Genomic DNA, 20490 nt, shown 5'->3' on the forward strand with positions numbered 1-20490 from the left:
TCACACCTGGCTTCGTGCCGCCTCAGGTCGCCAGTTTTTCGATCAAACCCATTTCCGCACTCGACATCAGCTTGTCGATATCGATCAGGATCAGCATCCGCTCTTCCAGCGTGCCAAGGCCGATCAGGTAATCGGTATTGAACGCAGCGCCCATCTCCGGCGCCGGCTTGATCTGTTCCGGCGTCAGTGTCGTTACGTCCGATACGCTGTCGACCACCATACCCATCACCCGACCGCTGATATTGAGGATGATGACGACGGTGAACTGGTCGTACACCGGGGTGCCGAGATTGAATTTGATGCGCATGTCGGCGATCGGCACGATGATGCCGCGCAGATTGACCACGCCCTTGACAAACTCGGGCGCATTCGCGATCCGCGTCACTGCGTCGTAGCCGCGGATTTCCTGCACCTTCAGGATGTCGATACCGTATTCTTCCTGGCCCAGGGTGAAGGCGAGGAATTCGCTGCCGGCGCCGTCCTTGCCGGCGATCGCGTTGACTGCTGCGTTACTGGATTGTGCTCGTTCTTGTACATGCGTCATGGCGTGAGATCCCATCAGATAATCAGGTGAAGGCGGATTCAAGGCCAAGCTGTTGGCTTGACCGTAATAGTGCAGAAACATCGAGGATCAGCGACACGCCGCCGTCGCCGAGAATGGTGGCGCCCGAGATACCGGCCACCTTGCGGTAATTCGACTCCAGATTCTTGACCACCACCTGCTGCTGGCCGACCAGTTCATCGACCAACAGGCCTGCCTTCTTGCCGTCGGCTTCGAGGATCACGATGATCCCCGCCGACGGGTCGGTGTAGCGCGGTGCAATGTCGAACATCTGGTATAGCGGGATCAGCGGCAGATAGTCGCCGCGCACTTTCACCACGCAACCCTTACCGCTGATCTGCTTGATATCGTGCGGCGCGGGTTGCAGCGATTCAGTCACAAAACCGAGAGGCAGGATGTAGATTTCATCGCCGACCTTGACCGACATCCCATCGAGGATCGCGAGGGTCAGCGGCAATGAAATCGAAATCGTGGTGCCAAATCCCTTGGCCGAGCGAATGTCGACAGTACCGCCCATCGCGGTGATGTTGCGTTTGACCACGTCCATCCCGACCCCGCGGCCAGACACATCGGTGACCGCCTCTGCCGTCGAAAAGCCGGGTGCGAAAATCAGCTGCCAGACCTCACTGTCACTCATCGCATCCGATGCCGGCAACCCTTGCTGCACGGCCTTGGCCAGAATCCGCTCGCGGTTCAGACCGCCACCGTCGTCACTGACCTCGATCACGATATTGCCACCCTGGTGGCAAGCCGACAAAAACAGCCGGCCCGATTCGCTCTTGCCGGCCGCCGCGCGGGCCGCCGGCATCTCGATGCCGTGGTCGATGCTGTTGCGCACCAGGTGCGTCAGCGGATCGACGATCCGCTCGATCAGGCCCTTGTCGAGTTCGGTCGCCGCGCCATGCGTGATGAAATCGACCTTTTTTCCGAGCTTGCCGGCCAGATCGCGCACCATGCGCGGAAAGCGCGAAAACACATAATCCATCGGCATCATGCGGATCGACATCACCGCTTCCTGCAGGTCGCGGGTGTTGCGTGTCAGCTGACTGACGCTAGCCAGCAGCCGCTCGTGCAGCATCGGATCGAGCCCATCGCTGCGCTGCTCGATCATTGCCTGCGTGATCACCAGTTCGCCGACCAGGTTGATCAACTGATCAACTTTTTCGATGCTGACGCGGATTGATGATGATTCCGAAGCGCCGGCCCTGTCGCTCTCGCGCCTGGAGGGCGTTTTCTTATCGTTGGCGTTGACTTCCAGTACCTCGATCGGCGGCGCATGACGCAATTCGTCCGCAGCCGGTCCGGCTGGCTCGGCGGGGGCCCCAGTCTGTCCGCCGCCGTCAGGGACGAAGGGATCGAAGAAACCGTAACCGCGCTGTTCATCGGTTTTGGCATTGTTCCGGATGTATTCCAACGGCTCGAAGAAACCATAGCCACGCTCTTCGTCACTGCGGTCACCCGTCGCGCACTCTGACGGCATCGCTTGTTCGGTAATTTTCAGATCGTCGGGGTCGAGCACAAATGAACAGATCGCCTCGATATCGCTGACAGTTTCGGTCGTCACCAGCATAAGCACGAATCGTTTGCCATCCAGCGCCGCAGTGCTGATGTTGCCCAGCAGGCCCAGTTCTGTCGCCAACGCGTCCACATCGCGTTGCGCCACTTCCGGCATTTCGATCCGGAAGCAATGCTCGGCGCCTGCCTTTTCCTTCCCCGTCGCGATGCGGACGGATGATAACGGCACCACGACCCTGCTCAGCGAGTCCTGCAGCAAGGATTGCAGCAGCATGCGCACGTCGGCCACCGCATCCTGAGCGACCGCTGCGCCATGGCGATGACCGTCAAGCTGCATCTTCAAGATGTCCTTGGATGACAGGAAGGCATCCACATGTTGCGCCGTCAGCGCCAGCTCGCCGTTGCGGATTGCGTCCAGCAGCGATTCCAGAATATGGGTCACCTCGGTCATGTCGTTCAGGCCAAAGGTGGCCGCGCCGCCCTTGATCGAATGCGCCGAGCGGAAGATCGCATGCAGATCTTCGGCATCCGGTGCCGCGACATCGACTGCCAACAGCAATCTCTCCATTTCGGCCAGCAGTTCTTCGGCTTCATCGAAGAACACCTGGAAGAACTGGCTCATATCGATGGTCATTCTTGCACTCCGTCACTTGCTCGTGGTCTTGCTTTTTGATTTGTTCTCTGTCTTGCTCGCCGCCGTAACCGGTACCCGACGTCGCAGGGCAGTTCCCCGCTAGCCGATGACCTTCTTGACTACCTCGATCAGGCGCTGCGGATCGAAAGGCTTGACCAGCCAGCCATTAGCGCCGGCGGACCTGCCCTGCGCCTTCATCTCATCGCCGGACTCGGTGGTCAGCATCAGGATCGGCACCTTTTGATAATTGGCCATGCCGCGCAACTGCCTGATCAGCGACAGTCCATCCATGCGCGGCATGTTCTGATCGGTCAGCACCAGATCGACGGTCTGATTTCTGGCCTTCTCCAGCCCATCCTGGCCGTCGACCGCTTCAATTACCTGATAACCAGCCGCCTTCAGGCTGAACGCCACCATCTGCCGCAGCGAGCTTGAATCATCCACCGCGAGTATTGTCTTGGCCATCGTTGCTCCACTATTTCCGGTTTCGGGCTGGATGCCCATTCTTAATTATTTCGCTACCACTCACGGCCTGGCATCATGCGCGCCTGTCAGAACAACTCGATGGCGCCGCTGCCCATGTCATTCTGCTGCACCGCCTTGTGCAAAACGCCTTTCAGTTGCAGATGCTGTACTGCCAATGCCTCATTGATCCGGCTGAGCAGTTGCGTGACCTGTTCGCTGTCGCTGTCCTCGAACATGCCGGCACCGCCCGAGCCGAGGGTGCCGAGAAATTCGCGCAAGCCGGCGACCCGTCGCACGGTTCGGTCGATCAGCTGACTGGTCAGGTCCTGAAACTGCAATCCGGTCACGGCGGCATTGACATGATTGCCGATCTCGCCTTGTACCTTCTTCAGTTTTGCCTCGTAGTCGGCAGCCGGGGTCTGGCCCGACAGCAGCAGGTCTATCGTTTCGTGCTGGGCCGTTACGGCGGCATGAATCGCGATAAAACTGGCGCCGAGTTTTTCGATTGCCTCGCCCAGCAACAACGCCGTTTGAACCAGGTCGGTTTCGACCTCGGCCAGGTGCTGCAAGCCATGATCCGAGACGCCGGATAACAAATGTTTTACCTGCGACCCGAGCAATTTTTTGCCTGGCATGGAAGACATCCTCTTGCTGGTCAAGTCACAATGAAAAACGAGTGCATGCGATTATTTCTTGATCGCCCCAACTGCACCAACCACTTCCTGCCTGATCTCCGATTCGCCCGACACGGCGACCGTGCCGGCATCGTTGACGGCGGATTCTTCCGCCTTCTTGTTCATCACAATGATGCTGATGCGACGATTGACCGGATTGAGCGGATCCTGCTCGTCAAACAGCACCGCGGAAGAGAGGCCAACCACGCGCAATACCTTGGCCTCGCTCATGCCGCCGGCGACCAGTTCGCGACGGCAGGCGTTGCCACGGTCCGCCGACAGTTCCCAATTGCTATAACCCTTGTCGCCATTGGAATAGCTGGCAGAATCGGTATGACCGGAGATGCTGATCCGGTTCGGCACATCATTCAGCGCCACCCCGATCTCGTGCAAAATCTCTTTGGTGTAAGGCTGCAATTCGGCCTTGGCCAGCGCAAACATCGGCCGATTCTGTTCATCGACAATCTGGACGCGCAGGCCTTCACTAGTGATATCGAGCAGCAGCTGCTTCTTGTACAACCTGAGCGTCGGGTTACCGTCGATCGCGCCTTCGATCCTCGTTTTCAGCGTCTTCAGGCGGCTTGCTTCGGCCCGTTCCAGCTCCGCCTGTGCCGCCTTCAGGTCATAGCTCTTTTTTTTCTGAACGTCATCGCCCTTTTTCTGCTGACCGTCCTTGCGGGTCAGATCGCGGCCGCCGCCTGGGATGACGCTCGAACTGTCGCCGCTACCGGAACCGCCCGACATCGCGACCTTCAGTGGCGTCTGGAAATACTCGGCAATACCGTTCAGATCGCCTTTCGAGGTCGAGCCGAGCAGCCACATCAACAGAAAAAACGCCATCATGGCCGTCACGAAATCAGCGTAGGCGATCTTCCACGCGCCACCATGATGAGCACCAGCGTTCTTCTTGATGCGTTTGACGATTATTGGGCGCAGCCCTTCATCAGCCATGTCGTTCCTGCTTATCCGCTTATCTGCTTATCTGTTTACATGCCTGGGTGGCGCCGATTTATCTGGCCTTCGATTGCTTGATGTGATCTTCCAGCTCGCCAAACGTCGGCCGTTCGGTCGAATACAAAACCTTGCGGCCGAATTCGACTGCCAGTGCCGGCGCATAGCCGTTCAGGCTGGCCAGCAGCGTGACCTTGACGCATTGAAACATCTTGGTGGACTCCTGCAGTTTTTGCTCCAGCAAGCTGGCCAAGGGTCCGACGAAGCCATACGCCAGAAGAATGCCAAGGAAGGTGCCGACCAGCGCGTTCGCGATCAGGATACCCAGCTCCGCCGGCGGAATGCCGACCGACGCCATGGTATGCACTACCCCCATCACGGCCGCGACGATACCGAAAGCCGGCATCGCATCGCCCAGTTTGGCAATGCAGTGCACAGGCACCTCACCTTCATGGTGATGGGTTTCAATTTCGTTATCCATCAGGTTTTCGATCTGGAAGGCGTCCATGTTGCCGGATACCATCAGGCGCAGATAGTCGGTCATGAATTCGACCACGTGATGGTTCGCCAGTACGCCGGGATATTTGCTGAACAGCGGGCTTTCTTTAGGCGCTTCGATATCGCCTTCGATCGACATCAGACCTTCCTTGCGCACCTTGCCCAATACCTCGAACAGCAGCGACATCAATTCCATGTACAGGGCCTTGCTGTACTTCGAACCGTGCAGGAGCGTCGGCATTGCCTTCAGCGTGGCCCGGATGGCCTTGCCGTTATTGCCAACCAGAAAAGCCCCAGCTGCCGCACCGCCGATCATCAGCAACTCAACTGGCTGCAACAACGACCCCAAATGCCCACCGCCGAGCGCGAAGCCGCCAAAAACCGAGCCAATGACGACCAGATATCCAAAAATGACTAACAAGATTACAACTCCGGTTGTAATGATGGGATGCGGGTGCAATCCCAGCGTGAATGGGCAGGGCCAAACTGTCCCTAGGGTAATACACAACCAGATATGCAAATGGCCGAATACAGTGCGAAAAGCCGGCCTTCAAAACAAAATGGGAAGTGCATTCGACGCCGGTAACAATAACGTGAGAATTACCTTGGGGCAAGTGATTAAACGCACTATGCACATCACCGTGCGTCGCCTGGCGCACCCGGCAACACTTAGAAGCGCCAGCCGTAGAGCACTGGTCCACCGTCCCCTGGCCTGACACACATGTCAGGCACGACGCCATCCACCACAAATTCACAACTTAAGAGCAAGCTGCCGGGCTGCATCTGCGCACGTGCCTGGTCCCACAACGCGGGCATCGCGGCCGGCGACAGGTATGCAAAAACCACATCGTATTGGCCAAAGTCGAGCGCCCCATAGTCGCCTCGCAGGAACTCGGCGCGGCTGCTGGCGATCCGTCGCCGCAAGACGCTGACTAGCCATGGCAACGGAGCCAATTCGATTCCGGTGACCTCATTGTCCGGACGTACGGCAGCGAGATACAGCACCAGCCCGCCGAGACCGCTGCCGACGTCGACGACGCGCACCGGCCGGTCAGGCGGCAACAAGCCGGCCACGCCCTGCCAGGTCGCTGCGCCGGATGGATAAAATGGGACTTGGGTCTGGAAGATGGTCCAGTACACGCCGAGCAACAACAAGAAGGCCGCGAGAAAAATCCAGGATGGTATCTGCAGTGCGAGAGTCGCCAGCAAGGCGATCGGGAACAGTAACTGAATCCACAACCACCATGGCGCCAGGCGGCGCCAACGCGCGAGCGACGCCGCAATCGCGCCCTGCAGCACGGCGCCGATGACTACGACAACGGCAGCATGCCAGTCGATGAACGCCATCACGCCTTTGACCACCAGCAAAGTCAGCGGCAGCGTCACCAACTGGATCAGCAATGCCTGAACGGCCGGTTGTTGCAACATGGAGCGTGACCGAAACGGTTGTTTGGCCGGATTAACTGGAGACACGTGCAGTGGCAGCGGTGGATTGACGCGATGTCAGGCAGCAGCCTTGGACATGGATGCAGCTGGCGTGATCAGGCGATTACCGCTTCTGCGGCGACGGCCAGTGCATCCCTGCTTTTCTTGGTCTTGCCGGCGCGCGAAGGCATATGGCACAAGCCACAGACATAGTCATGATGCAGATCGAAGCTATGCACCACAAAATGACCGCGGCATTTGCTGCAAGACGCCGTCGTTAGCATCTTGCTGTCGAAAAACCGCACCAGGGTCCAGGCACGGGTCAGTGACAGGACCGGTTCGTCGTTGACCACCGGCGGCACCTGTTCCAGATACAGCTTGTAAGCCTTTATGATCGCTTCGATGCCCGAAATGCCAGCATGCTCGACCAGGTATTTATGGATGTCGATGAACACCGAAGAATGGATATTCGGCTGCCAGGTAACGAACCAGTCCGTCGAAAACGGCAGCATTCCCTTCGGAGGCGACACGCCCTTGAGTTCCTTGTACAGCTTCAGCAATCGTTCGCGTGATAACGAGGTTTCAGTTTCCAGCAACTGCAAACGCGCACCCAGATTGATCAGTTCGATGGCAAGCCGAATTTCCTGGGCTTCCGTCACCACGCTTTTCTTCGCCATGCGCTTACCTCTTACCGACTGATTATTTACGGGTGTGACTTGACGAGTATTTTTTGACGGAGCTGGCTGCCAATTACACGATTTCTTCGACCGGCTGACCGGCCATCAGGATCGCCGCGTGCGACTGGGCCAAAGCGCGATCCTTGTTATTATTTGTCAGAATGCCAAGTATCGCGCTGTCGTCGAAGCGGAAACGCGTCAGCATCATGTTGCCGCCGGCCAGCTTCAGAATCTGGGCCGTGCTCATCCCGCCGATCAGGTCGACAATGTCTTTGCTGAGGCCGAGGCGGAAGATGGCAGTCGCCTTATCGGAACGGATCATCTGCTGCGCCAGCATCAGGTAACTCAAGTTGGCGTCGCGTATTTCGGCCATCATATCGCTCGCAGTCATGTCTCTCTCCATCTCGTTGTATCTGGCGCGATATTCGCGTTGCCAGTGAGATAGATTCTGAAGCTCGCCGCAAATGAAAGAAATAGGCAGGAATCTGTATTTTTTGTCCGGCATAGGGACGACACAAGCGTAGGCGTTTGTCTTACAAACGCCTAACGTGTGCTGGCACGCACCAAGAATGGCGCGCAATGGGATCAAGCCGGTAACTAATGAAATGGCAATATTGGCCATTGCCTGCATTTTTACCGGCGAAGCTGCAGGAACTTTGGTGCATATTCGGCAATAAAATTGGCGAGTATGGGTGCTATCGATGCGTCTACATCAGGTAACGAACGCAGTTTGCAGAACTTTAGGGGGGGTGCAAAATAAATTTACAAATTATTGCAAATCCGCGTCTGCCCCTAATTAGCGACCGGAAACGAGAGAACTTTAGGGTGTTCGCAAAAAAATGTGGAAATAATTTGCGACCGCATCTATCAATTCAGCAGCCGGCTCGTGCCAGCGGACGCTGGAACCCAGCGCCTTTCGTCACGCACCGTTAGTGGGACATTGCAGGAAACACGTCGTTATAGGGCTAAACGAAGGACAAGGTGCGTCTTGGCGCAAATAAAGTGCGATGCCCCTCGCACGGGCCCAGCGTGGCCGTAGGCCAGTTTATCCTGAGCTTGACGAAGGGCTGGGACGACAAATTAGCTTATAGAGATGCCCCTGAAATCAGGATCGATGCAGCAATCGCCTGCCCTGCCGCACGATTCGGTGATGATTAAACAGCTTCCGGCCCGGTCTCGCCGGTGCGAATCCGGATCACCTGTTCGATATTCTGTACGAAGATCTTGCCGTCGCCGATCTTGCCGGTGCGTGCCGCCTTGATGATCGCTTCGACCGCGAGTTCGGCCACATTGTCATCGATCACCACCTCGATCCTGACCTTCGGCAGGAAATCGACCACATATTCGGCGCCGCGATACAACTCGGTATGACCTTTTTGGCGGCCGAAGCCCTTGACCTCGGTCACGGTCAGGCCGGTAACGTTAACTTCGGCCAAGGCTTCACGAACTTCGTCGAGCTTGAACGGTTTGATGATGGCGGTCACTTGTTTCATGGAAATTCCCCTCTAGGTTGAATCTGTACAGCGTGTGTCGGCGGAGGCCCAATCGGCTTGGCCATTATTATCTGTGTCCGGCAAGCTATTCGCGAAACTTCGACGTAATCGGATAACGCCAGTCACGCCCGAAACCGCGATGCGTGACACGGATACCGACTGGCGACTGGCGGCGCTTGTATTCGTTGATCTTGATCAGGCGGGTCACGCGCTCCACGTCTTCCGGCCGATATCCGGCGGCCAGAATCTCGGCGATGCCCTGATTTTCTTCCATATACCTCTGCATGATCGCGTCCAGCACCTCGTAGGGCGGCAAGGAGTCCTGGTCAGTCTGATCCGGCCGCAGCTCGGCCGATGGTGCGCGGGTCAGGATACGCTCCGGGATCACCGGCGAAATCTGGTTGCGGTAAGCGCAAAGGCGGTATACCAATGTCTTGGCAATGTCCTTGATCACCGCGAAACCGCCGGCCATGTCGCCGTACAGCGTACAGTAGCCGACCGCCATCTCGCTCTTGTTGCCGGTGGTCAGTACGATAGCGCCGTGCTTGTTCGACAGCGCCATCAGGATGGTGCCCCGGATCCGGGCTTGAATATTTTCTTCGGTTGCGTCTTCCGGCAGGCCGGCAAAGTCGGCCGCCAGCGTAGTGCGAAACGCCTGGAAACAATCGCTGATCGGGATTTCATCATAGCGGACGCCGACCCGCTTCACCATGTCGCGCGAATCGACCCATGAGATCTCGGCGGTGTAAGGCGACGGCATCATCACCGCCCTGACCCGGTCCGCGCCGAGCGCATCGACCGCCACCGCCAGCGTCAGCGCCGAGTCGACGCCACCGGACAGGCCGATCAGCACGCTGGGAAAACCGTTTTTGCCGATGTAATCGCGCACCCCCAACACCAGGGCCTGATATACCTGCGCCTCGATCGGCAATTCGTCGCCGAGCGCGATGCGGCGTGGTGTACCGGCGTCAAATTCGACGACCTGCAAATCCTCTTCACAATGCTTCAAGTGCGCACAAATATCGCCATCCTGGTCCATCACAAATGAATTGCCGTCAAAGATCAGCTCATCCTGACCGCCGACCAGATTCGCATACACCACCGACATGCCCTGCGCGGTCACGTTGTCGCGCATCGTGTTGAAGCGCAGATACAGCTTGTTCATGTGGTACGGCGAGCCATTCGGCACCAGCAACACCTGTGCCCCAGCGGCGCGCGCACGGGCTGGCGCGTGCGGGAACCAGGTATCTTCGCAGATATTGAGGCCGAATCTGACGCCTTTGACGTCGAATACCAAGGGCTGGTCCGCCGACGAAAAATAGCGTTTCTCGTCGAATACCGTGTCGTTCGGCAATTCGTGCTTGCAATAGGTGCCCAGCAGCTTGCCGTTGACGATCACCGAACTGGCATTGAAGCGCTTGCCGTCGCGCAGGATCGGATGGCCGACTACCACGTGCAGGTCTCGCAGTTCGGGCAACGCGGCCAGATCCGCCATGAGCGCGTCAAACGTGTGTGCGGTTTTTGCGTAAAATGCCTGACGCAGCAGCAAATCTTCCGGCGGATAGCCGACCAGCGACAATTCCGGCGTCAATACGACATCGGCGCCCTGCGCTGCGGCGCGGCGGGCGTAGTCCAGGATTTTTGCGCGGTTGCCGGCGAGATCACCGACGGTACTGTTGATTTGAGCGATGGCGACTTTGACTGTCATGGCGGCGTCTTTTGTTTGAAGAATCTACTGAATGAATTATCGCACGCGAATCGACTCTTCTCTGTCACAGATCGGCCAGTCCGCATGGGATGCGCTGCTGGCCACGCAAGCCGATGCCAATCCGTTTTTGTCGTTTGCGTTTTTGCATGCGCTACACGAATCGGGCAGCGCGGCAGCGGACACCGGCTGGCAGCCGCAGTTCCTGACGCTTTGGCGCGACAGCGGCGCTGGCGAACCCGAAAGCCTGGAAGCGGCGCTGCCCTTGTATGTCAAATCCCATTCGTATGGCGAATACGTGTTCGACTGGGCCTGGGCCGACGCCTACCAGCGCAACGGCCTCGAATACTATCCAAAACTGCTGTCGGCGATCCCGTTCACACCGGTCAGCGGCGCGCGCCTGCTGGCGCGCAACGATGCGGCACGGCGCGCGCTGATCAAGGCACTGACGGCGCTGCAACAGGGCAACGAATTTTCATCGACCCACATCCTGTATCCACCGGAACAGGAGGCCCAAGCCTTGCAGGCGGCCGGCTTCATGCTGCGCAGCGGCGTGCAGTTCCACTGGCTCAATGCCGGCTACGCCAGCTTCGACAATTTTCTGGCGACGCTGGAACACAAGAAGCGCAAAAATATCCGCGCCGAACGGCGCAAGGTGCAACAAGCCGGGGTGTCGTTTCGGCATGTGCGCGGCTTTGATGCGACTGACGCCGACTGGCGCTTCTTTTACCGCTGCTACGCCGACACCTATGCGGCCCATCATTCGACGCCCTACCTGAACCTCGACTTCTTCCAGCGTATCGGCCGCGCCATGCCGCAGAATATCTTGTTGATCATCGCCGAGCGCGCAGGCAAGCCGATCGCTTCCTCGCTACTGATCCATACCGACCAGGTGCTGTACGGGCGCTATTGGGGCGCGCAGGAATATCTGCCCTGCCTTCATTTCGAAACCGCCTACTATCAGCCGCTGGAATTTTGTATCGCCAACCAGATTCAATGCTTCGAAGGCGGCGCCCAGGGTGAACACAAGATGGCGCGCGGCTTTCTGCCGCAAAAGACCTGGTCGGCCCACTGGCTGGCCCATCCGGCATTCGCCGATGCGATCGAGCGCTTCCTGGAGCGCGAAAGCGGCGGCATCGCCGCCTATATCGACGAGCTGAACGAACGCAACCCGTTCAAGAGCCGAGACTGAACCTTCGCATGTCTCGACCACATCCAATACTCATCCCCAGTATGGTAAAAAATGAGCCCAACTCGGCTTATTTTATTGCGGCTTTGAAAATACTCTCAAGTATTGGCCTTTACGCCCTTACCGCTGTCGATACCCAATCCCACTCATTCGTCACGCTCCGATTGGTCCCCCATCCATGAAACCCACCGATATCCTGATCGCTCTGTGCGTCGTCTGCATCTGGGGCTTCAATTTCGTCGTCATCAAGCTTGGCCTGCAGGGCTTGCCACCGATCTTGTTTACCGCATTACGCTTCGTGTTCGCCGCCCTGCCGCTGGTGTTCTTCATCAAACGCCCGCAGATCCCATGGAAGCTGCTGATCGGCTACAGCATGTTCCAGTTTGCGCTGCAGTTCACCTTGCTGTTTACCGGCATGAAGCTCGGTTTTCCGGCCGGCCTGGCGTCGCTGGTGATCCAGCTGCAGGCCTTCTTCACGATCGGGCTGGCGGTGCTGGTGCTGGGCGAGCGGCCGGTGGTCACCCAGTTGATCGGCGCACTGATCGCCTTGTGTGGCATGGCGCTGGTGGCGATGCATCTGGAAGCGAAAGCGACCGTGATCGGTTTCTTGCTGGTGGTGGCCGGCGGCTTCTGCTGGGGCGTAGCGAATATCTTCACCAAGCGCATGATCAAGGTCAATCCGCTGGCGCTGGTGGTATGGGCCTCGTTGATCGCGTCGCCACCGCTGATCCTGGCGTCACTGCTGGTTGAGGGACCGGCGAGTTGGGTCGCCGCCGCCGCGCAGATGAACTGGTTGTCGGTCGCCACCGTGCTGTTCCAGTCGTATCCGAACACGATCCTCGGATTCGGCATCTGGTCGATGCTGATGCGCCGCTATCCCACCGCCACCATCGCTCCGTTCTCGCTGCTGGTGCCGGTGGCGGGCATGGTCAGCGCCGCGATCGTGCTGGGCGAACCGCTGCAGTGGTGGAAAATCGCGGCCGGCATGCTGGTGCTGAGCGGCCTGCTGCTGAACCAGTTCGGCGCGCGCATCGCGCTGGTCCGGCGCTGGGCGGTCAAGTGACGGGGCGGATGTGGGCTCAAACTCGGTGACAATTTGGGCTACACCCCTGAGCTTGCAACCCGTTGGCCGTCTCAGGTGAAACACCTGGGATGGAACCGGATTAAATCAATGCCGGGCGTTCTCGCCATCTCCGGGCGTTAACCGGATAACCGAATCCTGGCTGCCGTTGGACCAGCATCCAAGGTTGCCCAGCTGCATGCATAATTTCATAGATAATTTGGCGAACCCGTAAGGTCCAAACCAAGGTTCGCCCCGGGGTTACTTAGGCACAATCACGACGGTGTCGCCGGATGTGGTTCCTTTTGCGCCCGTGTTTCCTTTTGGACCTGTGCTACCGGTTGCGCCGGTGCCTCCGGTCGCGCCGGTGTATCCAGTTGCGCCGGTATCTCCGGTTGCGCCGGTGCCTCCGGTTGCGCCGGTGGTACCGGTCGCGCCGGTGTGACCGGTTGCGCCGGTGTATCCGGTCGCGCCGGTGTCACCGGTTGCGCCGGTGCCGCCGGCCGCGCCTTGCGGTCCGGCCGGACCCGCGGGAAGCGTAAGGCATCCACCCAATGCAAGCGTCGCCAGTACTGCTGCAAACAGTTTCGAATTCTTCATGGTGATTTCCTTTATGTTACTAACGAGAACTACCCACGTTATTGTGAGCAGTCACCCAGATTTGATCAGTTTCTGGCGACAATGTTCAGCGTCGGCAGATCAGGCCATCGCTACGGCAAGGTCGCATCCGCCGCTGACCCGCACCATTAACCACGGGCGTACCTGCTGTCGGCGGGTGACGATTACCGATGAGGCTACGCGAACTGCTCGGCCGATTCAGTACGCTGGCGCACATAGCGAGGTTTATCTGCAGGGTGTATGGGGTGCGCGCGGCAGATGGCGTGCGCATCACACTGCGGGCCGCACAAGAGGGTGGCGCAAGACTACGGAAAACGCTGCAGCAATATCGGGTCGCGCAGGCAAGGAGCAATGCTGGCCCCACTGTGAGCCTGCCCCATGCACAGGAAGGTTCGTACATTGGTCATTGGACATTGGCCAGGAATAAGAAAAGGCGCACCGTGGTGCGCCTTTTTCATGCATTCGTTGCAAAACCGATCTTAGAAGCTGGGCTTTTCAGCTGCCTTGGCATAGGCGTCCACCCCGGCCAGAATCTCGGCGCGCGCGGCATCGGGACCTTCCCAGCCTTCCACCTTGACCCATTTGTTCGGCTCCAGATCTTTGTAATGCTCAAAAAAATGCTGGATCTGACGCAGGCGCAATTCGTTCATGTCTTCCGGCTTTTGCCAGTGGCTGTAGATCGACAGGATCTTGTCGACCGGCACTGCCAGCACCTTGGCATCTTCGCCAGCCTCGTCGGTCATCTTCAGCACGCCGATCGGGCGGCAGCGCACCACCACACCGGGCAACAGCGCGAACGGTGTAATCACCAGCACGTCGACCGGATCGCCATCGCCGGCGATGGTGTGCGGCACATAACCGTAGTTGCACGGATAGTGCATCGCGGTGCTCATGAAGCGATCGACGAAAATCGCGCCGGATTCCTTGTCGACTTCATACTTGATCGGATCGGCGTTCATCGGGATCTCGATGATCACATTGAAATCGTTCGGCAGGTCGCGGCCGGAAGGGACTTTATTTAAGCTCATGGTGTTTTCTCAGTTTGCTTGGAATTTTTTCGTGACGCGCAATTATAGCGATTTTCGGCCTCAAATTGCGCAGTGCAGCATAATCTCGGATCGATGGTGGTGCTATCGTCCGTGCCCCGGCCTATAATATCGTGGCAAGCGCGCATTGGCGGTAGTGTGCGGCAGCTGCTTCATGCTGGTTCAGCGCATCGTGCAGTTGCGCCAACTTCAGGTGGACTTCGCGCACCGTGGCCGGCTCGATCGCATCGGACAGCGCCTGTTCCAGGTGGCGCTGCGCCTTGCCCCATAATTTTTGTTTCAGGCACAGGCTGCCCAGTGTCAGCGCCAGTTCGGCATCGGTCGGGCGCTGTCTGGACCAGACTTCGCAATGCTCGATCTGGGCCAGCAGCGCCGCCGATCCTTCGGCACCGGCCGATTCGCGATACGCCCTGACCAAGCGCTCATCCCAATCGGCAATCAGCGCTGTCTCCACGACCGTCCGCGCCTCGTCATGCAGACCGCGCGAGTTGAATGCGACTGCGGCATGGTTGGCGACAAACGGTCGGACCCGGTCTTCGGTCGGGATGGTTTGCCAGACCCGACGGATCGATTCGGCGTCGTGCTCGCGTCCTGCCAGCAAGTCCTCGTATGCCAGCTCGCGCAGGCGACGTGACAGCGCCGGATGCAGTGCGCGATGGTTGTCGAGCGACTTCACCAGACGTAGCACTTCGGTCCAGTTCTTGGCTTGCTGATTGGCTTTCAGCGCCCAGCGCAGCACATGGATGTGCCGGGTACCGCTGGCGTTCAATTCCTTGACCGCGTCCAGCGCTTGCTCGGACTGGTGGTCGTCGACCAGCAATTCGGTTTGCGTAATCAGCCTGGCGGTTTTCAAGCTGAGGTCGGCCTGCACCTTGGACAGCCAGCCGTCGCGCCGGTCCAGTTGCCGCATCGCATGCGCGGCGCGGGCACCGATCAATCCGGCCAGCCCGGCGTTTTCCGGCAGGTCGGTGGCGCGTTTGGCGGCCTTTTCGGCATGACCGAAACGACCTTCGAACAGCGCCTTCAAGGACTCACGCAATGCCTTGTTGCCTTCGCGCTCGCGCTTTTGCTGGCGATAGGCGGCGACCCGCGCCGGCATTCTGCGGGTGGTGCGGACCGCACGAACCACGACATACACCAGCACGAACAGCAGGACCAGCAACAACAGGAAGAAATTGAGCGACAGGTCGACCCGGTATGGCGGGTAGAACAGCACCACGTTGCCGGGGTTGAAGCGGGCCGACACTGCGGTGCCGATGGCAGCGGCGAACAAGGCGAACAGCCAGAGAAAAATGCGCATGGTGATTAGTTGGGATGTGACAGTTTAAGGCTTCGCTTTGTAGTTGCGCACCGCATTCAGGCTGTCGTTCAGCGTCGGCATCTCGATCGACAGATTGCTGGCCTGAACCTGCTTGAGCAGCGCCTGCGCCGTTTGCGTTTGTTTGGCGCGGGTGTCGAAATACTTCGAAATCGCATCCTGCGCCGCGATCATGTCGCTGCGGAACGCCGATTCGTTGCGTGACAATAGACCCAGCCGTGCGTTCAGCAGCCGCAGCTTCAGGTTCTCGCGCGCATAGTAAGCCTGCGATGGCGACAGTAACAGCGCATCCGGCGTGTCGACGGTGCGCACACGGATCAGCTGCCGAACCTCATTCCACATCTCGCTCGAGATGCTCTGCCATTTATCTTCCAGTTTGCTTTGCCAGTCCGGTGTCGACGCCTCCGCTGCGCTGGCGACCGAAGCCGGCTTGCTGCCTTTTTTCTGCAGAATGCGCAGCGGCGCCTTCGGCTGGGTCGCCGGCAAGGTCGGTTTTTCATCCGACAGCAGCGGCAGCGTGTCGATCTGACTGATCACGCTATCCAGACGCAGCGCGATGCCGGTCAAATCCAGGGTCGGCAAGGCCTTCAGCTTATCGGTGTCCTTGGCGATCGCGCGCCGGATCGTGATGAATTGCGGCTTGTCCGAACGCGACAGGCTGCGGTCGGCATTTTGCAATGCGATCAGCGCGCCCTGCACGTTGCCGGCCAGTTGCAGCTGCTGGCTGGCGGTCGACAGCACTTGTTCGATCTCGGCCAGCGCCCATTCGTCGCGATTTTTCGACAGGTCCTGATATAGCTGCTCGAGCGCCAGCTGCTGGCTCTGCGCTTCCGTCTGCTTGTTTTCGAGCACGCTGACCTTGGCCTGCAGCTCCTTGTTGCCCTCCTGTACCGCCTTCGCCAGTACCTTGGTTTCGGTATTGCTGGCGTCGCCGTTCTGCAGGCGCCGCGCCATTTCTTCGCGCAGCGAGCTGATTTCGGAGCGGGACGTCCACCATTGGCCGGCCAGCAGCGCGGCCAGCACGACCACCGCCAGCATCAGCGGTTTTTGCAGGGATTGGCTCATCGGTTCATTCGATTTGATATAAGCGGGAGGATAAGCGGGCGCAGTCGGTGCGGCAGACTGCTGCGCCGGGCGGACAGCCGGGCTGATCGGCCCATTGCTGTCGGGGGATGTTGGCGACGATGTTGGCAATTCATTCATGTGTCGGATTGTAACGCGGCAAGTAGTGATTCGTCGCCCGAAGCACTGCGCGTGATATGTTGAAAACCCAACTGTTGCGCGGTTTCTGCAATGCGGGCGTGGGGCACGATCAATTGTTGCTGTTGCAATTTTGCCACGCTGTCGGCGCCGCAATATCGCTCCGTCATCTGGTGCAGGATGCGCAGCGCTTCGGAACTGGTCACGATCCAGTCGTTGTCGCTGTCGATCAATTGCCGCAGTTGGCGTTGCGACGCAGCGTCCAGCAGCGGCGCGGTGCGCCGATAGCCTGCTACCTGCGTCACCCGAACCCCGGCCGCGCGCAACGCATCGCCCAACAGCTCGCGCCCGTTTTCACCGCGGATGATGAGCACCTCGCGTCCGCGCAACGCGTCCAGATCGAGCACTTCCAGCAAGGATTCGGAATCGCTGCGCGCCGCGTCAACCGGCCGGTAAATGGTCGCATTGGCATCGGTCACCCCATGCGCCGCGAGCGCCAACCGGCTGCCCTCGCCGACCACCGCCAGCGCGACACCGTCCGGCCAGCGCGGCAGATGGGCGAAGCAGGCGTCAATCGCATTCGGGCTGACAAACGCGACCAGCGCATAATGCGATTGATCAGCCAGTGCGGCCAGTACGGCCTGTAGCGGCGCAGGATCGGACAATGGATGGATTTCGAGCAACGGAAATACGATCGCCTCTCGTCCCAGCGCGGCGACTTGACGCGCGAACGCACCGGCCTGCGCCAGCGGCCGCGTAATGACGACCGGTCTAGGCATCCGGCGTGGTGTCCGCGCCGGACTCGGTCACGCAAGAAGCCAGAATCGCCGCCGCATCCTGGTTCTTCAGCGCATCGGCCACTTGCCGGCCCAAGGCATCGGGCGCATCGGCAGCGCCGCGCACATCTGCCGTCGCCATTCGCAGGCCATCCGGCGTCGCGACCATCGCCCGCAAGCGCATCTGGTCGCCATCGACGGTAGCGAACGCGGCCAGCGGCACCTGGCAACTGCCACCGAACACTTTCGACACGGTGCGCTCGGCCTGCACTGCGCGCTCGGTCGCCAGATGATTCAGCGGCGCCAACCAAGCGTGCAGATCGTCGCGACCGGTGCGAATTTCAATCGCCATCGCGCCCTGACCGGCAGCCGGCAGGCTTTGCTCGGGCGACAGCAGCGCCCGGATCCGTTGCGGCAGGCCGAGCCGTTTGAGACCGGCCGCTGCCAGGATGATCGCCGCATATTCGCCGCGATCGAGCTTGGCCAGACGGGTGTCGAGATTACCGCGCAAGGGTCGTATCACCAGGTGCGGATAGCGCGCCGCGATCAGCGACTGACGGCGCAGGCTGCTGGTGCCGACCACCGCGCCTGGCGGCAGCGCGTCGAGACTGTCGTAATCATTGGACACGAACGCATCGCGCGGATCTTCGCGCTCCAGCATCGCCGCCAGCACGAAGCCGGCGGGCAGGTCCATCGGCACATCCTTGAGCGAATGCACCGCCAGATCGGCACGACCGTCCGCGATCGCGAGTTCCAGTTCCTTGACGAACAGGCCTTTGCCGCCGACCTTGGATAGCGTGCGGTCGAGAATCTGGTCGCCGCGCGTGGTCATGCCGAGGATTTCTATCTGGCATTGCGGGTATAACGCCGCCAGTTGTGCACGCACGTGTTCGGCCTGCCACATGGCGAGGCGGCTTTCGCGCGAGGCGATCACCAACTTGGTGGGATGGGGTGCTTTCAAAACGGGCTCTTTCGGATGGGCGTTGCGGCCGGGCTTGCCACCAGCTGCTTGGCGTCCGGCAAGTGCACCGGCGCGCAGTTTCAGTGGAATTTCAAGCCCGTATCGCTGTGTAAACAAGCATCGATTTTATCATGCTGCCGTCGCCGCTCATGGGCGGGAGCGGACGTGTCTACAGGGCGTCCGGGGCTGCGAAGCGCGTGTCGCCAACGATTCTCCTGATTTCAACTCGCATACCGGATCACAAGGTCAAATCCCGAAACATATATACTGCACCGTGTATTTTTCAACCCCGCCAGAACACCTGCGGGAGAAGCGCATATTTTGCACATACTCCCGCAAAACATGTCAAATTGGGAGCATGGCAAGGTGCATTTTGGCATCCTGCCACCCCCAACAGCGCGATGGAATCACTGCGCCGGTAAATGCTGTTCGACCCGATCCAGTTCCTGTTCCGGCTCCTCCACCACCTCGCCGTTTAAATGCCGACGCATTCGGTCGCTGTCAAGATCGCCGGTCCATTTGCCAACTACCACGGTGGCGACGCCGTTGCCGACCAGATTGGTCAGCGCCCGCGCTTCCGACATGAAACGGTCGATCCCGAGAATCAACGCCAGTCCGGCCACCGGCACATGGCCGACCGCCGACAGCGTCGCCGCCAGCACGATGAAGCCGCTGCCGGTCACGCCGGCCGCCCCCTTGGAAGTGAGCAGCAACACCGCCAGCAAGGTGATCTGCTGCGTCAAGGTCATCGGCGTATTGGTGGCCTGTGCGATGAATACGGCCGCCATCGTCAGATAGATCGAGGTGCCGTCCAGATTGAACGAATAACCGGTCGGGATCACCAGACCGACCACCGACTTGCGCACACCCAGGTTTTCCATCTTGACCATCATGCGCGGCAGCACTGACTCCGACGACGAGGTGCCGAGCACGATCAGCAATTCTTCCTTGATGTATTTGATGAATTTCCAAATGCTGAAACCATGCAGCCTTGCGATGATGCCAAGCACAACAAAGATGAAAAGCAGGCAGGTCAGGTAGAACGTTCCCATCAATTTGCCGAGCGACAGCAACGATCCGAGGCCGTACTTGCCGATGGTGAAAGCCATCGCGCCGAAGGCACCGATCGGTGCGACCTTCATGATGATCGCGACGATCGAAAACAGCACGTGTGAGACTTTTTCGACCATGTCGAATACCAGCGTGCCCCTGCCGCCAAACTTATGCAGCGCGAAGCCGAACAGGATCGCGAACAACAGCACTTGCAGAATTTCGCCCTTGGCAAAGGCGTCGATCACGCTCGACGGAATGATATTGAGCAGAAATTCGGTTGTGCCCTGCATCTTGCCGGGGCCGGTATAGGCCGCGATGCCCTTGGTATCGAGGCTGGCCGCGTCGATGTTCATGCCGGCACCGGGTTGCACCAGATTGACCAGGGTCAGGCCGACGATCAGCGCGATGCTGCTGACGACTTCAAAATACAGCAGCGCCAGGCCGCCGGTCTTGCCGACTTTTTTCATGTCCTCCATACCCGCAATGCCGACTACCACGGTACAGAAAATGATCGGTGCGATGATCATCTTGATCAGCTTGATGAAGCCATCGCCCAAGGGCTTCATCGCGGCCCCGGTGTCGGGATAAAAATAGCCCAGCGCGACACCAATGACGATCGCGGTCAGCACTTGCACATACAGGGATTGATAGATCGGCTTTTTGCTCATTG

At 59.2% G+C, this 20490-nt stretch carries 20 protein-coding genes; 2 read left to right on the forward strand and 18 right to left on the reverse strand.

Going from position 1 to position 20490, the window contains the following annotated elements; all coding sequences use genetic code 11:
- Nucleotides 1-22 precede the first annotated feature (22 nt).
- The 11 genes from ACFOFO_RS16920 to ACFOFO_RS16970 all read right to left on the reverse strand — a co-directional run bounded on the left by ACFOFO_RS16920 (nt 23) and on the right by ACFOFO_RS16970 (nt 10602).
- The gene (locus ACFOFO_RS16920; protein ID WP_390325489.1) at nt 23-544 is read right to left on the reverse strand and encodes a chemotaxis protein CheW; all 522 of its coding nucleotides are present in this window, start codon (nt 542-544) and stop codon (nt 23-25) included.
- A 22-nt stretch (nt 545-566) separates the two neighbouring features.
- On the reverse strand, nt 567-2711 hold the full coding sequence (cheA, locus tag ACFOFO_RS16925; protein WP_390332117.1) for a chemotaxis protein CheA: 2145 nt from the start codon (nt 2709-2711) through the stop codon (nt 567-569).
- 99 nt (nt 2712-2810) lie between these two features.
- A complete protein-coding gene (locus tag ACFOFO_RS16930) occupies nt 2811-3176 on the reverse strand; it encodes a response regulator (RefSeq protein WP_390325491.1) in 366 nt (121 codons plus the stop codon).
- Between the two features lie 86 nt (nt 3177-3262).
- A complete protein-coding gene (locus ACFOFO_RS16935; protein WP_390332120.1) occupies nt 3263-3811 on the reverse strand; it encodes a chemotaxis protein in 549 nt (182 codons plus the stop codon).
- Nucleotides 3812-3862: 51 nt separating this feature from the next.
- A complete protein-coding gene (gene motB / locus ACFOFO_RS16940; RefSeq protein ID WP_390332123.1) occupies nt 3863-4801 on the reverse strand; it encodes a flagellar motor protein MotB in 939 nt (312 codons plus the stop codon).
- Nucleotides 4802-4859: 58 nt separating this feature from the next.
- A complete protein-coding gene (motA, locus tag ACFOFO_RS16945; protein WP_390325496.1) occupies nt 4860-5720 on the reverse strand; it encodes a flagellar motor stator protein MotA in 861 nt (286 codons plus the stop codon).
- 248 nt (nt 5721-5968) lie between these two features.
- On the reverse strand, nt 5969-6727 hold the full coding sequence (locus ACFOFO_RS16950; RefSeq protein WP_390325497.1) for an SAM-dependent methyltransferase: 759 nt from the start codon (nt 6725-6727) through the stop codon (nt 5969-5971).
- 113 nt (nt 6728-6840) lie between these two features.
- Complete coding sequence (gene flhC, locus ACFOFO_RS16955) at nt 6841-7401, reverse strand: flagellar transcriptional regulator FlhC (RefSeq protein WP_390325500.1); 561 nt, start codon at nt 7399-7401, stop codon at nt 6841-6843.
- A gap of 73 nt (nt 7402-7474) precedes the next feature.
- Nucleotides 7475-7792 (reverse strand): flagellar transcriptional regulator FlhD, encoded by a 318-nt coding sequence (flhD, locus tag ACFOFO_RS16960; RefSeq protein WP_390325501.1) that lies wholly within the window; start codon nt 7790-7792, stop codon nt 7475-7477.
- Nucleotides 7793-8555: 763 nt separating this feature from the next.
- Nucleotides 8556-8894 carry a P-II family nitrogen regulator gene (locus tag ACFOFO_RS16965; protein ID WP_390325503.1) on the reverse strand — a complete coding sequence of 113 codons (339 nt, stop codon included), beginning with the start codon at nt 8892-8894 and terminating at the stop codon, nt 8556-8558.
- A gap of 85 nt (nt 8895-8979) precedes the next feature.
- Complete coding sequence (locus tag ACFOFO_RS16970) at nt 8980-10602, reverse strand: NAD+ synthase (RefSeq protein WP_390332125.1); 1623 nt, start codon at nt 10600-10602, stop codon at nt 8980-8982.
- A 31-nt stretch (nt 10603-10633) separates the two neighbouring features.
- Here ACFOFO_RS16970 and ACFOFO_RS16975 point away from each other — a divergent pair, with 31 nt between their 5' ends.
- Nucleotides 10634-11791 carry a GNAT family N-acetyltransferase gene (locus tag ACFOFO_RS16975; RefSeq protein ID WP_390325505.1) on the forward strand — a complete coding sequence of 386 codons (1158 nt, stop codon included), beginning with the start codon at nt 10634-10636 and terminating at the stop codon, nt 11789-11791.
- Between the two features lie 175 nt (nt 11792-11966).
- On the forward strand, nt 11967-12851 hold the full coding sequence (locus tag ACFOFO_RS16980) for an EamA family transporter (protein WP_390325506.1): 885 nt from the start codon (nt 11967-11969) through the stop codon (nt 12849-12851).
- Between the two features lie 258 nt (nt 12852-13109).
- On the opposite strand, the gene ACFOFO_RS16985 is transcribed toward ACFOFO_RS16980, so the two are convergent.
- The 7 genes from ACFOFO_RS16985 to ACFOFO_RS17015 all read right to left on the reverse strand — a co-directional run bounded on the left by ACFOFO_RS16985 (nt 13110) and on the right by ACFOFO_RS17015 (nt 20488).
- Nucleotides 13110-13448 (reverse strand): collagen-like protein, encoded by a 339-nt coding sequence (locus ACFOFO_RS16985; protein WP_390325509.1) that lies wholly within the window; start codon nt 13446-13448, stop codon nt 13110-13112.
- Nucleotides 13449-13945: 497 nt separating this feature from the next.
- The gene (gene ppa, locus ACFOFO_RS16990) at nt 13946-14494 is read right to left on the reverse strand and encodes an inorganic diphosphatase (RefSeq protein WP_390325511.1); all 549 of its coding nucleotides are present in this window, start codon (nt 14492-14494) and stop codon (nt 13946-13948) included.
- Between the two features lie 121 nt (nt 14495-14615).
- Nucleotides 14616-15812 (reverse strand): heme biosynthesis HemY N-terminal domain-containing protein, encoded by a 1197-nt coding sequence (locus ACFOFO_RS16995; RefSeq protein WP_390325513.1) that lies wholly within the window; start codon nt 15810-15812, stop codon nt 14616-14618.
- Nucleotides 15813-15836: 24 nt separating this feature from the next.
- Nucleotides 15837-17033: a uroporphyrinogen-III C-methyltransferase gene (locus ACFOFO_RS17000; RefSeq protein WP_390332129.1), complete on the reverse strand. Its 1197-nt coding sequence runs from the start codon at nt 17031-17033 to the stop codon at nt 15837-15839.
- Nucleotides 17030-17809 (reverse strand): uroporphyrinogen-III synthase, encoded by a 780-nt coding sequence (locus ACFOFO_RS17005; RefSeq protein ID WP_390325515.1) that lies wholly within the window; start codon nt 17807-17809, stop codon nt 17030-17032. Before ACFOFO_RS17005 ends, ACFOFO_RS17000 begins: the two co-directional genes overlap by 4 nt.
- A complete protein-coding gene (hemC, locus tag ACFOFO_RS17010; protein WP_390328152.1) occupies nt 17802-18767 on the reverse strand; it encodes a hydroxymethylbilane synthase in 966 nt (321 codons plus the stop codon). Before hemC ends, ACFOFO_RS17005 begins: the two co-directional genes overlap by 8 nt.
- 407 nt (nt 18768-19174) lie before the next feature.
- The gene (locus tag ACFOFO_RS17015) at nt 19175-20488 is read right to left on the reverse strand and encodes a dicarboxylate/amino acid:cation symporter (protein WP_390332131.1); all 1314 of its coding nucleotides are present in this window, start codon (nt 20486-20488) and stop codon (nt 19175-19177) included.
- Nucleotides 20489-20490: the final 2 nt, after the last annotated feature.

Source organism: Pseudundibacterium arcticum, assembly GCF_042646465.1.
Classification (GTDB): domain Bacteria; phylum Pseudomonadota; class Gammaproteobacteria; order Burkholderiales; family Burkholderiaceae_D; genus Undibacterium_A; species Undibacterium_A arcticum.